The organism is Halanaerobium hydrogeniformans, assembly GCF_000166415.1.
GTDB lineage: Bacteria > Bacillota > Halanaerobiia > Halanaerobiales > Halanaerobiaceae > Halanaerobium > Halanaerobium hydrogeniformans.
In genome coordinates this window covers 1447320-1460511 of sequence record NC_014654.1, presented here as the reverse complement: position 1 = coordinate 1460511, position 13192 = coordinate 1447320, and the positions used below count along the sequence as shown (strand labels likewise).

The 13192-nt window shown below is 33.7% G+C and carries 10 protein-coding genes and 4 tRNA genes; 10 read left to right on the top strand and 4 right to left on the bottom strand.

Annotated elements, in window-relative coordinates:
* The first annotated feature begins 90 nt into the window (after window positions 1-90).
* From HALSA_RS06545 to HALSA_RS12455, 5 genes are all read left to right on the top strand, one after another.
* Window positions 91-1641 carry an ABC transporter ATP-binding protein gene (locus HALSA_RS06545; protein WP_013405803.1) on the top strand — a complete coding sequence of 517 codons (1551 nt, stop codon included), beginning with the start codon at window positions 91-93 and terminating at the stop codon, window positions 1639-1641.
* The gene (locus HALSA_RS06540) at window positions 1634-2746 is read left to right on the top strand and encodes an ABC transporter permease (protein WP_013405802.1); all 1113 of its coding nucleotides are present in this window, start codon (window positions 1634-1636) and stop codon (window positions 2744-2746) included. Before HALSA_RS06545 ends, HALSA_RS06540 begins: the two co-directional genes overlap by 8 nt.
* Window positions 2746-3645, top strand: coding sequence for an ABC transporter permease (locus tag HALSA_RS06535; RefSeq protein WP_013405801.1), 900 nt, complete (start codon window positions 2746-2748; stop codon window positions 3643-3645). Before HALSA_RS06540 ends, HALSA_RS06535 begins: the two co-directional genes overlap by 1 nt.
* 719 nt (window positions 3646-4364) lie before the next feature.
* Complete coding sequence (locus tag HALSA_RS06530) at window positions 4365-5009, top strand: reverse transcriptase domain-containing protein (protein WP_274377484.1); 645 nt, start codon at window positions 4365-4367, stop codon at window positions 5007-5009.
* 344 nt (window positions 5010-5353) lie between these two features.
* Window positions 5354-6427 carry a helix-turn-helix domain-containing protein gene (locus HALSA_RS12455; RefSeq protein ID WP_013405800.1) on the top strand — a complete coding sequence of 358 codons (1074 nt, stop codon included), beginning with the start codon at window positions 5354-5356 and terminating at the stop codon, window positions 6425-6427.
* A gap of 54 nt (window positions 6428-6481) precedes the next feature.
* Here HALSA_RS12455 and HALSA_RS06520 read toward each other — a convergent pair.
* Window positions 6482-6566: transfer RNA gene (locus tag HALSA_RS06520), tRNA-Tyr, on the bottom strand.
* 4 nt (window positions 6567-6570) lie between these two features.
* A tRNA-Glu gene (locus HALSA_RS06515) sits at window positions 6571-6646 on the bottom strand.
* A 327-nt stretch (window positions 6647-6973) separates the two neighbouring features.
* Between HALSA_RS06515 and surE the strand changes: the two genes are divergently transcribed.
* From surE to HALSA_RS06500, 3 genes are all read left to right on the top strand, one after another.
* A complete protein-coding gene (gene surE, locus HALSA_RS06510; protein ID WP_160143058.1) occupies window positions 6974-7789 on the top strand; it encodes a 5'/3'-nucleotidase SurE in 816 nt (271 codons plus the stop codon).
* Entirely contained in the window at window positions 7779-8351 is a 573-nt protein-coding gene (mnmM, locus tag HALSA_RS06505) for a tRNA 5-(aminomethyl)-2-thiouridylate-methyltransferase MnmM (protein ID WP_013405798.1), read from the top strand. Before surE ends, mnmM begins: the two co-directional genes overlap by 11 nt.
* Before the next feature lie 135 nt (window positions 8352-8486).
* Complete coding sequence (locus HALSA_RS06500) at window positions 8487-9776, top strand: DUF362 domain-containing protein (protein WP_013405797.1); 1290 nt, start codon at window positions 8487-8489, stop codon at window positions 9774-9776.
* 54 nt (window positions 9777-9830) lie between these two features.
* Here HALSA_RS06500 and HALSA_RS06495 read toward each other — a convergent pair whose 3' ends face one another.
* Together HALSA_RS06495 and HALSA_RS06490 are read right to left on the bottom strand one after the other, a co-directional pair.
* On the bottom strand, window positions 9831-10784 hold the full coding sequence (locus HALSA_RS06495; RefSeq protein WP_013405796.1) for an L-lactate dehydrogenase: 954 nt from the start codon (window positions 10782-10784) through the stop codon (window positions 9831-9833).
* A 107-nt stretch (window positions 10785-10891) separates the two neighbouring features.
* Entirely contained in the window at window positions 10892-12295 is a 1404-nt protein-coding gene (locus tag HALSA_RS06490) for a dihydrolipoyl dehydrogenase family protein (RefSeq protein ID WP_013405795.1), read from the bottom strand.
* Between the two features lie 290 nt (window positions 12296-12585).
* On the opposite strand from HALSA_RS06490, the gene HALSA_RS06485 reads away from it, so the two are divergent.
* Window positions 12586-12661: transfer RNA gene (locus tag HALSA_RS06485), tRNA-Trp, on the top strand.
* 25 nt (window positions 12662-12686) lie between these two features.
* A tRNA-Thr gene (locus HALSA_RS06480) sits at window positions 12687-12762 on the top strand.
* Window positions 12763-13192 lie beyond the last annotated feature (430 nt).

The window sequence follows — 13192 nt, the reverse complement described above, 5'->3', positions numbered from 1 at the left end:
TCTCTTTAAAGTATAATTAAAGTTGAAGGGCTCTGCTGTTATGCAGGGTCCTATTTTTTTAGATTAAGTATTTTTCAGGGAGGAATAAGAATGGCCAGGGAAGAGTATTTTCTTGATATGCGTAATATCACCAAATTATTTCCAGGTGTAAAAGCAAATGATAATGTTAATTTATCAATTAAAACTGGTGAAATCCATGCACTGGTTGGTGAAAATGGTGCAGGTAAAACTACTTTAATGAATATCTTATATGGTCTTTATGATCCAGATGGAGGCGAAATCTATTATAAAGGGAAGAAAGTTAAATTGAAAGATCCTCAAAAAGCTATTGACCTGGGAATAGGCATGGTTCACCAACATTTTATGTTGGTTCAACCGCTAACTGTTACGGAAAATATAATTTTGGGTAATGAGCCTCGAAAAAATAAAGGTTTAATGCTTGACCGAAGGAAAGCAAAAAAAGAGGTACAGGATATTTCTAAAAAATATGGGCTTTTTGTTGATCCTGATGCTAAAATAAGGGATATTTCGGTAGGAATGCAGCAGCGAGTAGAAATTATAAAAACTCTTTATAGAGGTGCCGAATTACTCATTTTTGATGAGCCTACAGCAGTTTTAACCCCACAAGAAATAAAAGAACTTTTTGAAATTTTTCGTTCTTTAAAAAAACAGGGTAAAACAATAATTTTTATCACCCATAAACTTAAAGAAGTAAAAGCTATATCAGATAGAATTACTGTTTTAAGAGATGGCAAAAGTGTTGACACTGTTGAAACTAATGAAGTTACAGAAGCAGATGTAGCTGAATTAATGGTAGGAAGACAGGTATTATTGAAAGTAGAAAAAACACCAGCTCAACCTACTGAAGAAATTTTAAATATAAAAAATTTAAAAGTTGATGATAATCGTGGACTTCCTGCTGTAAAAGATGTTTCTCTTTCAGTAAAAAAAGGAGAAATTTTAGGTATAGCAGGAGTTGAAGGTAATGGACAATCTGAGCTGGTAGAAGCTTTAACGGGTTTGAGAGAGATTAAAAGTGGTTCTATAGAATTGAGAAATAAAGAAATCTCAAATTATACTGCTCGTAAGATAAAAAGAGAAAAAGTTGCCCATATACCTGAAGATAGACACAAACATGGTTTGATCATGGATTTCGATTTAAAAGAAAACACTATTTTGGGATATCATGATTTAGATAAATTTTCAAAAAAAGGAATCATGAATTATGAGAATATAGCAAAATATACTACTAAATTAATTAAAGAATATGATATTAGAGGTGCAGGAATGCAATCTTTTGCCAAAAATTTGTCTGGTGGAAATCAGCAAAAACTAATTGTAGCAAGAGAATTTTCTCATGACCCAGAATTATTAATTGCTTCTCAACCGACAAGAGGTGTTGATGTAGGATCTATAGAATTTATACATAAACAAATTATTGATAGAAGAGATAATGGAGCTGCCGTATTATTGGTTTCTGCTGAATTAAGTGAAATTTTATCTTTAAGTGATAGAATTGCAGTAATTTTCGAAGGTGAAATAGTTGATATTTTAGAAGCTTCAGAAACAGATGAAATGGAACTTGGTAAATTAATGACCGGTTCTAAAGCTGATGAAGCTGGAGGTGAAACGCTTGAATAATCTAGTCGATAAAGTTAAAACTATACTTATTAATTTAGGCTTATCTTTATTATCTATTATAATTGCACTTATTTTTGGGATTTTCTTTATCCTATTAACAGAACAATCTCCAATAACAGCTTATTCAGCTTTATATGAAGGTGCTTTTGGCGATTTCAGAGCAATTTTAAATACCCTCTGGCGTTCTACTCCATTAATTTTAACTGGGCTTGCAGTAGCTCTGCCATTTAGAGCAGGATTATTTAATATAGGTGCAGAAGGTCAGCTTTTAATGGGAGGTTTCACAGCTGGTGTAGTTGGGTTTTACTTTACTTCATTACCTGGTTTTATACATCTGCCTTTTGCAGTTTTAGCAGGAGTTTTGGTTGGTGGAATCTGGGGTGGTCTTCCTGGATTTTTAAAGGCTAAAATGGATGTGCATGAAGTAATTTCGACCATAATGTTAAACAATATCGCGATCGCACTTACAATAAATTATGGGATAAATTATTTTAGAGAGACTGGAAGGCAGGCAACACCTAGAATCCTGGAGAGTGCTGCTCTACTGCGTTTTAATGATATGGTAGATCATGTGATTTTTGGCAGGATACCTTTTATTGAAATTTTTGAGCAACCTGGTATACGTTTACATATAAATTTTATCTTTGCTATCATATCTGCAATAATTTTATGGTTTCTACTTTTTAAAACTACGCTTGGTTATGAAATGAGAGCAGTTGGTTTTAATCCAGATGGTGCAGAATATGGTGGAATTAATCCCAGTAAGGGAGTTATTTTAGCCATGTTTATAAGTGGTGCAGTTGCAGGACTGGCAGGAGTTGGAGAAGCACTGGGAACCCATCTAAGCTTTATGGCAGGTATGGATGCCGGACACGGATTTACCGGGATTGCAGTTGCTTTGATCGGTCAGACCCATCCAATTGGTGTAATTTTTGGTGGACTATTATTTGGAGCTTTAGCTCAGGGTGGACTTGAAATGCAATTTGCTGGTGTACCATCAGATATTGTAATGATTATACAGGCTTTAGTAATTTTCTTTGTTGCAAGTTTACAGGTACTAAAAGTTTATCTTGCTAAAAGAAAAGCTAAAGGAGGGGTTGAATAATGGATACAATTAGGCAAATGCTATCAATCTCTTTATTACTGGCAAGTTTTCGCTTTGCAACCCCTTTGATTTTAGCTGCCTTAGGTGGAATTTTTTCTGAAAAATCAGGAGTTGTTAATATCGCTTTAGAAGGTATGATGCTTATTGGTGCATTTGCAGCTGTTTATGGAAGTGCAAGTACCGGTAATCCCTGGATAGGAGTCTTATATTCAATGCTTGCTGGAATTAGTTTTGCAGCCATTTTTGCTCTGGTCTGTGTGACTTTTAAAGCCGATCAAATTGTTGTAGGAACTGGTATAAATATTTTTGCATCAGGAATTACAATATTTTTACTTCAGATTTTCTTTAGAGTACGCGGAACTTCACCAAGAGTTATGAGATTACCATTTTTAAGGGTACTTGGAGTAAGATTTAATCCGATTACTTATATTGCATTAATTTTAGTTCCAATTGTCTGGTTTATTTTCTATAAAACTCATTGGGGTTTAAGGATTCGCTCAATTGGAGAACATCCAGCAGCTGCAGATACACTTGGTATTAATGTAAATCTGTGGAGGTTTGTTTGTGTGCTTATAAGTGGTTTACTGGCTGGTCTAGCAGGTGCTCACCTATCGATAGGTGATGGCAGTGCTTTTGTAAGAGAAATGTCTGCAGGGAGAGGTTTTATAGCTTTAGCAGCCATGATATTTGGTAAATGGCATCCTGTAGGTGCTTTTGGAGCTGCAATGTTATTTGGTTATGCTGAAGCTATAGCAGTTAGGGTTGATTTTGTTTTTATTCCTTCAGAATTAATTAGTGCTATACCATATGTTTTAACTCTGGTAGTCTTAGCTGGATTTATAGGTAAATCTATTCCTCCAAGAGCTTCTGGGAAACCTTATTATAAAGGTGAAAAATAGAATTCAAATATATATTATATATTATAGGACAGCTTAAAGCTGTCCTATCTTGCTTGTGTGCTCCGTAAAAATTATTCTGATAGTAGGTGGAATTCCTATCTATGTTGTGGCATGTATCATGTAGAAGTCAACAGTGACAGGTTGTTTACCGTGAGGTGGAATCTGAAGAGTCTGAGACGTGCTGTTAGTCCAGAACATTATGTGAACCAGAGGTGGCATCTGTAAATGGTGATTCGCCAAGTAAACGAAGAAGCTCAATGCCGGCATAACAACCATGCAATCTAGGCCGGATTTACAGGTGTGATTAGGGTTGGAATGACAGTAAGATGGAATAATTGACCGGAGGAGTTCTGTATTTATCTAAGACTGAAACTAGTTTTAGTAAGTCGAGACATAACCTGAACGGGAAAACCAAGATAAAGTAGATACAGAGTTCAGATGGCCTCAATAGTAGCGATAATAACTGGTCTGGTGATAGCAGGGCGACCTGAAGGAGGAAAAAGCCAGTTTAGCAAAGGACAGCCAGCGCAGTCGAAGTTGAAGATAATACAGGAGTGGTAGACAGATTTTAATGGTTTAAACACTGCTTAAAGCAGTGGGTCAGTTGGTAGCCGTAGAGAGAAATCTAATCTCAAAGGTGGTAGGCTAGAAACACCATAACCTCAGTAGTAATATGTCAGAGGGGGCGATTGGTGAGAACCTAAAACGCAGCTGATAATATAGATCATAAGCTTCTAATAGAATTTATCAGACAAAAAGTAACAGATGGTTGGGTAATTGAAATAATAAAATCGTGGCTGACCATGGGAGTCATGAAAGATGGAGAATATATACCCACAGAAAAAGGCACCCCTCAGGGTGGCGTAATATCGCCACTGCTAGCAAATATCTTTCTGCATCAGTTTGATAAGGTGATGACAGAAAGAGGATACAAACTGGTGCGATTTGCTGATGATTTTGTAGTAATGACAAAGTCAAAAAGGAAAGCTAAAAGAGCTTATGAGGTAGTTAAGGAAATTATTACAGGAAAACTAAAATTAGAACTGCATCCAGAAAAGACAGTAATAACTAACTTTGGTGAAGGTTTTGTATTTTTGGGATTTGAATTCATAGCCTGGAGATACAAAAGACCGAGAAAGAAGTCTTTAGAGAAATTCAAAGACAAAGTTAGAAAAGTTACTAAGAGAAATCAGCCCTGGAAAGTGGACTCAATCATCAAGAGACTAAATGCTAAAATATATGGCTGGGCTAACTATTTCGGCCATGGAAATGTGAAGAAAGCAGTTATGAATCAAAACAAAAGAATCCCCAATTCCTTTTTCAGGAAGAAGGGACTCGTTTCACTACTTACTAGATTGTCCTAGAGGGCTAAAATATACAGCTGTGGTAACACAGCGACGAAGACTTATTCCTTGAGACGGGGCAACGACTGACGGAAAGCTGTATACGGGAGAACCGTACGTGCAGTTTGACGAAGGGTCCCAGCCGAAAGGCTGGTCCTACTCTATTTTATCAAAATATTTTTAATATTATGAAGGTATTTTGATAAAGAATCTCGAATATTGATAACATAGTATTAAATAATTTGTCAAAGTATGTTATAATGAATAAGAGAATAAAAATATCTATTAAATTAATCTAAATTAATATAAAATACTGCAATTTATTATTATAATATTTATGATATATTTTAAAGGAGGACATTCCATTGGAAGAGTTGGAACTGGGGACGTTATTAAAAAAAGCAAGGATGGAAAAGGGGTTAAGCCTGGATGATATTCAGGAAAAAACTAAAATCAGAAAGATTTATTTGGAAGCAATAGAAAAAAATGAATTTGATAGACTGCCAGGTTCGGTTTATTTAAAAGTTTTTATAAAGGGTTATGCAAGAGAAGTTGATATTAATTATCAAAAGCTCCTGGAAAATTATGCTGTTTTAAATATTGAAGAAAAAAAAGAAAAGAATATACATGAAGACTATTTAAGTGGAACAAATATAAAGCCAGGTGGAGGCAGAAAGAGAAAACTAAAAAGTTTTTTTAAAATTATTTTGTTCATATCTTTAGGCTTTTTAATTATTTTAGCCTCAATTTATGCATTTCAATATTTTAGCAGTGCTGATCATTTAATTTTAGATGATGGTGATAATAATACAGAGATTGTAGATCAACAGGAAGAAAGCGAAGAATTAACTGCTACTTATATTGAAGAAGAAAACCTTTTAATAAGCAGTAGTATTGAAGAAGAACTAAATGTTTTGGATACTAGTTTAGAAGGAATATTAAATGATGCTCAGCTGAATGAAGAAGAGGCCATTATCGATATAGCAGAAAGTGATATTTTGGATGAACAAATTAATATTTCTGAAAGTCCTGCAATAATTATTGATGATAGTAGTTTAGAGTTTGGTACAGAAGATGAGTTCAGCTCTGAAGAAAGCTTAACCGACTTAAATCAAGAAGTAACTGCTGATCCTGATCAAGAGGAAGTAGAAAATGCAGAGACTGTAATAGATAATAATATTACTATTAATGCTGATGATTTAGTCTGGCTAAGAGTAGATTTAGATGGAGCAACAGTTTTTAGTGGTCTGTTACAGGCTGGAGATAGTCTAGAATATGAACCAGAAGAGATTTTATATATGCGGATAGGAAGACCAGCGGCTGTTACTGCTCAAATAAATAATCAGCAGTATGGGCCCTGGACTGGGACCGGAGATATAAGTGAAATTGAAATTTTGATTGGGGATGAAGATGTAGAAATTAACAATTTAAGAGAATGACAAAAACACCCTATTTGATGGGTGTTTAAATATTCTTACAAAATATAAAATTAATGGTGGAGGGGAAAGGATTTGAACCTTTGTAGGCATCGCCGGCAGATTTACAGTCTGCTCCCTTTAACCACTCGGGCACCCCTCCAATTTGGTACCCTCAAGGGGATTCGAACCCCTGCCGCCAGGATGAAAACCTGGTGTCCTAGACCCCTAGACGATGAGGGCGGATGTTTTTCACAAGCACAATTAATAGTATATATTATCTATTCAGTAAGTTCAATTTCATTTATAGACTACTATTGCTTATCTAAGTAGATTAAATACTATTTACTCAATTATATTATAATTTTCGCTATTTAAAGACATTATTAATTTCAAAAATAATAATATTTAAATAAGAGTTTTATATCAGTTTGGCTGCTGGATATGGCTAATAGGGAGAGCAGACCTGGCTGATAAAAAATTTACAGCAGAAGCTAAAGCTATTCAATATTTTAAAGAAAGGAAATGTATAATGTTCTTCCCTATTTTCATTATACAGAAGGTGGCAAATTGAAAATTTTACTTACTAATGATGATGGAGTATATGCTGATGGTATTACAGATTTAGCGACAGTTTTATCTGCTAATGGGCATTATGTTACGGTAGCTGCACCAGATAGAGAAAGGAGTGCTTCTGGACATGCGATCACTTTACATGATCCACTTAGAGCACTCAAAATTAAAAGATCTTCGTTACCTGATTTAACAGTCTACAGTGTAAATGGAACACCTGCTGATTGTGTTAAATTAGCAATAGAAAAATTATTGGATTTTGAACCTGATTTGATTATTTCAGGTATCAATCATGGTCCTAATTTAGGATTAGAAATATTATATTCAGGGACAGTTTCTGCAGCAATAGAGGGTTCGATGCTTGGATTTCCCTCACTGGCTGTTTCTATGAATTATACTGAAGAAAGCGATTTTAAAAAAGCAGCTGAATATATTGTTGATTTACTGGATTCTGATAAAATTTTAGTTGATGATAAAAATTTATTGCTAAATATTAACTTTCCTGTTGAGATTAATGATGAAGCTGATATTGTAATAACTAAATTGGGCAAATCTCTATATATTGATAGTTTTGTAGAAAGAGAAGATCCTTTTGGTAATAAATATTTTTGGTTAAATGGTAGCAACAAAAAATTAAAAGATGATAACACCGATATTTCAGAATATTTAAAGGGAAATATTTCAATAACACCTTTAAAAATTGATTTAACTGATAATCAACAATTTAAGTTCTTATCCAAAAATTTTCCCAAAAAAATAAAACTAAAAAATAAAGATTTAAATTTAGAAAGTAGGCAAATAAGTGAAAAATGATTTTATGAATGCAGTTGAATTTTCTCATTTTTTAATAAAAAAACATTTAGACACCGATTCTATTTTAATAGATGCAACAGCTGGAAACGGAAAAGACACACTATTTATGGCAGAACTTACAGATCAAAACACAGAAATACTTGCTTTTGATATTCAAAAAAAGGCTGTTAAGAACACTCAAAAACTACTTGAAAAAAATAATCTTCAAGCTCAGGTCAAAGTAATCCATGATTCTCATGCTAATTTAGATAAATATATTAATGAAAATCAGCTGTCTTTAGTTTTATTTAATTTAGGATATCTTCCAGGAGGAGATAAGTCAATAATAACAAAAGCTCAATCCACTCTAGAGGCAGTAAAAAAAAGTTTAGATTTTCTGAAAAAATATGGTATAATAATATTAGTAATATATAAAGGTCATAAAGGTGGTTTAAAAGAAGAAAAAGCTATTATCGATTTCGTTGAAGCTTTAGACTATAAGAAATATAATGTTTTAAAATATGAATTTATTAATCAAGCTGCAAAACCACCGGAAGTTATTGCTATTATCAAAAGAGCGTGAATTTTAGTTATTTAATAATCTTCTTAGCATTGCTAAGTAAATATAAATTTTCACGAAAGGCAGGTGATTATCTAAAAATTTTTTGCTAATTATTGTTGCAAAATTCTGACTAAATCTTAATAAGGGGGATACTAAATGAGTGCAAAAGTAGCAATTTCTAAGTTTGATTCTTTAAAAGGCAATGAAGAATTTATTGGTGGAAACTTTACTCGTTATGACGAAGATATTAAAGAGATAAAAATTAAACTTAAAGAAGTTATTGAAGCAAGTGTAGGTAGTATTGGTAATTTGATTAAAAATGGAGACAGAGTTTTAATTAAACCTAACCTTGCCTTTTTAGCTCCACCAGAGAGTTTCTCAGTTGTCGACCCAAGAGTAATTGAAGCTTTGGTTTCTTTACTTAAAGAAGAATCTGAAGCTGGAGAAGTATGGGTAGGTGACAATCCATCTTTAGGTAAACATGTAGGTAGAGCAAAACCTGCTTTTAAAGCTGCTGAAATGGAAGAAGCTGCCTATAGAGGTGGTGCAGATAGAGTTCTTTATTTTGATGAAGAAGCATCTGTACAAGTTGATATTCCAATGGCAAAAGTGTTTAAAAAGGCATCTGTATTCAGACCTATTTTAGATGCTGATGTTGTTATTAATTTACCTAAGATGAAAACCCACCTAGGTGGTACTGTTACATTAGGACTTAAAAACTGGCAGGGAATTATACCTAATGTACATCCATCCGGAGAACAACAGGATACTCATAGAATAGATTTAGACCAAAAAATTGCAGACTTATTAAGAATAAGGAGAGCTGACTTAACAATTGTGGATTCTATTATAGCTATGGAAGGTCAGGGACCTCATGCAGGTACCCCGGTTGAAATGAATCTTCTAATTGCTGGTGAAGATACAGTAGCAGTAGATGCACTAACTTCTTATGTTATGGGCTATGAACCTCATGAAGTTCCTTCAACTCAAATAGCCTTTTCTGAAGGCCAGGGTGAAATGAGATTAGAAGAAATAGAAGTTGTAGGTGTTTCAGCTGATAGTGTAAGACGTTTCTTTAAACGTCCATCAAGTAATCCAGTTGGACTTATTCCTGGAATAGATGTTTTAATCCAGCAGACCTGTCCAGGCTGTTATAAATATATAAGAGGAGCTATGGATAGCTTTAAAGGTGGAGTAGACACCGAAAGATTTGTAGAAGAAAATGGAGAATCTTTAATAATTGCAGGTGGAGTTCCATCTCTAGATTATAATGATGCTGTAGGTAAGCATTTATTTGTTGTTGGAGATTGCTGGAAAAAGTTTGGATCAAGAGAAGAAGTAGAAAAAGCAATGGAAGTAGCAGCAGATGTAACTGAATACCAAGGTTGTGCACCTATTTATGTATTTGCCCAATTAAATAGTGATCTGCAGGCTTTAGATGCTTAATCTACAGAAATAAAATAAATATTAAAAAGGATGCCAGCTGGCATCCTTTTTATATTAAATATCTAATTTTTTAAGATTGGATTTTAATTGAGCAGCTGATTTTTTAAGATCTTTTTCTTCAGATTCAGCAAGGGGTAGATCTAGAACTTTTTCTATACCTGTAGAGTTTACAACAGTTGGCAAACTAAGACTTAAATCATTGATACCATAATATCCTTTCATTAAACTTGATACTGTTAAAACAGCATTTTCGTCTCTTAAAATAGCTCTGGCGATTCTAGCAGCAGCTAGAGAAACTGCGTAAAAAGTAGAACCTTTTTTATCTATAATCTCATAGGCTGAATTTTTAACATTTTCAGCAATTTTTTCAAGTTCATTAGTATGGCAATTTTTGTCGCAAATTGGACAGTAATTTTTTAGCTTAGTTCCAGCAATATTGGTTAAACTCCAGACAGCCACCTCACTATCTCCGTGTTCTCCAATAATATATCCATGAACATTATTTGCAGCCACACCACAATGTTTACTTAATAAAGATTTAAAGCGTGAGCTGTCTAATACAGTTCCAGAACCGATAACTCTTTTAGCTGGATAATCCGATAATTTCCAGCTTAGATAGGTTAAAATATCAACTGGATTTGTAACAATTAACAAAATAGCATCTTGGTTGTATTCAGTAATCGAAGGAATAATATTTTTAAATATTTCAGTATTCTTTTTGATGAGATCCAGTCGAGTTTCTCCAGTTTTTTGAGCTGCTCCAGCAGTTATTATAATTAAATGAGCATCACTTAGATCTTCATAATCACCAGCATATATATCAACAGGTTTAACAAAAGAAGAGCCATGCATTAAATCCATCGCCTCACCTTCGGCTTTGTCCTGGTTAATATCTATTAAAACAATCTCTGAGCCAATACCTTGAGCCATCAGAGCATAAACTGTGGTAGCTCCAACGTTCCCAGCTCCAATTACAGCAATTTTGTTTGCTTTAATATTTTTTTGCATTAATTTACCACCTCATATGAATATATAAATTGTATATTATCAAATTCTAATCTTATTTTAACACCTGTTATTTAAACAGGCTCGAGACCTGCTTTTAATTAAAGCTCTTATATAAATTTTTTAGCTAGTTTTGTTACTATACCTGAATCAGTTTTACCCATCATCCATTTTTCTGCAACCCTTTTATTTAAAAGAGAAATGGTGGGGAAGGAATGCTGAGTCATCATAATATCAAACATTGAAAGATTATGCTGAATTGCAAGCACCCATTCCTGGATTAATTCACTTGCTGCTTCTCCAACGATTGTGGCCCCGAATACCTTACCTTTACTGCTGCAGATAACTTTTACAAATCCTTCAGGTTTACCATCAGCAATAGTTCTGCCATAATCCCCATATTTAGATTTAATTACCTGAAAATCAAGGCCTTTTTCTTCAGCTTCTTTTTCTGTCATACCTGCCTGTGCAATTTCTGGTTTTGTAAAAACAGACCAGGGTACAACAAAATCTTCATATTTGAATTGTTTGATTGGAGTAGGATTTATCGCATTCATTAAAGCAAGCATCCCCTGATGCATAGCGGCATGAGAGAACATTGATATACCATTGCAATCACCTATTGCATAAACACCTTTGACATTTGTTTCTAAACGGCTGTTAACTTCGATTCCATTTTGATCATATTCAATCCCTGCCTTACCGAGTTCTAAAGGCTCAAGATATATTTCTCTTCCTGCAGCGACAAGAATTTCATCTGATTCAAATATTCCTTTTTCTGTATGAGTAATAATTTTGCCGTTTTTCTCTTCTACTTTGTCTATTCCTGTACTATTAAATACTCCAATTTCTTCTTTTTTGAATTTCTCCTCCAATACTCTGCCTGCTTCTTCATCACCTGAAGGAACAAGGTGATTATCAATTTGAAATATATTTACCTCCGAACCAAGTCTAGAGAAGGCCTGGGCCATCTCAGATCCAATTGCTCCTCCACCAATAATAGTTAGCTTTTCTGGAATCTCTTTCTGTTCAAATATATTTAAATTAGTTAATCTAGAGACATCTTTTAAACCGGGAATAGGAGGTATCATAGGCCTTGTTCCAGCTGCAATAAATATTTTATCTGCTGTATATTTCTGCCCATCAACTTCTATAACCTTTTTATCTACAAATTTAGCTGCTCCCTGATCAACTATCAAATTAGCCCTCTCAAAAGCCTTCATTGTTTTTGCCCCACTAATTTGATTAACCTTTTTTCGAACTACCTCTAAAGGATCATCAATTTCAGTTTTTGCATCTAATTTAATTCCATATTGTTTTAAGTTTCTTGTAACTTCATTTGCCTCACCAGCTTTAAGTAAAGCTTTGCTGGGAATACAGCCATAATTTAAACATTCTCCACCAACTTTATGTTTTTCAATTGCAAGTACATCTAAGTTCATATTTGCTGCCATCGCTGTAACTGCCATTCCAGCAGGTCCCATACCAATAACAATCAAATCGTGTTTTTCCATTTTATAACCACCTCATTTTAAGTAAATATTCATCTTTTACGATATAATGATAATATATTCTCAATCTTTTTGCAAGTAAATAGAAACATATTAACAATAGAGGAGAAATAATCAATATTATCTTAGTAATTTTTTAATAGATTTTCAGTATAAAAGCGAAGTATTTTAGCGTAAAGCAGAGTATAATTGACTTAAATTAATTTAAAGTTATATAATCGCTTTAATAACACTTGACCTTAAACCATAACTCTATTATAATAGTTATTGCTTGATTGAAAATACATGCGTTTAGGGGAGTAGCTCAACTGGCAGAGTAGCGGACTCCAAATCCGTTGGTTGCGGGTTCAATTCCTGCCTCCCCTGCCATTTTTCAATTAATATAAAATAATATGCTGATGTAGCTCAATTGGTAGAGCAGCTCACTTGTAATGAGCAGGTTACCAGTTCAAGTCTGGTCATCAGCTCCATTGATATGACAGGGAAGTCGGATGTTTTCGGCTTTCCTTTTTTTAATGCAATTTTGCCATTTTACTGCTATTTAAAAATCACTTGCGTTTTTATACATCATCTGAATATTATCTTTTGCTGCTTCCAGCATTTTATCTAAAACTGCCAAGATAGGAAAGTTATAGTGAGTATATCAAGGGGAGAAAAGATATTAAAAATGAAATCTAAGCTAAAGTTAGCTGTTTAACAGACCAATAGATGATTTTTTAAGTTGCTTATCTTGACTTTAATAATAAATTTTAATATAATATTTAAGTAGTAAAGTAAAACTAAATAAGTGAAGGTGCTCACTTAAACTGCTCAATTATTTGAGATAATGGCTCCTATTTAACAGTAAAGATTCGACTTTATTGATAAATAGGGGCTTTTTGCATTTTACTATACTTTTTC

Bases quoted from the DNA above. Each gene is read 5' to 3' on its own strand.
- HALSA_RS06545 (WP_013405803.1), top strand. From the start codon at position 91: ATGGCCAGGGAAGAGTATTTTCTTGATATGCGTAATATCACCAAATTA.
- HALSA_RS06535 (WP_013405801.1), top strand. From the start codon at position 2,746: ATGGATACAATTAGGCAAATGCTATCAATCTCTTTATTACTGGCAAGT.
- HALSA_RS06500 (WP_013405797.1), top strand. From the start codon at position 8,487: ATGAGTGCAAAAGTAGCAATTTCTAAGTTTGATTCTTTAAAAGGCAAT.
- HALSA_RS06495 (WP_013405796.1), bottom strand. From the start codon at position 10,784: ATGCAAAAAAATATTAAAGCAAACAAAATTGCTGTAATTGGAGCTGGG.
- HALSA_RS06490 (WP_013405795.1), bottom strand. From the start codon at position 12,295: ATGGAAAAACACGATTTGATTGTTATTGGTATGGGACCTGCTGGAATG.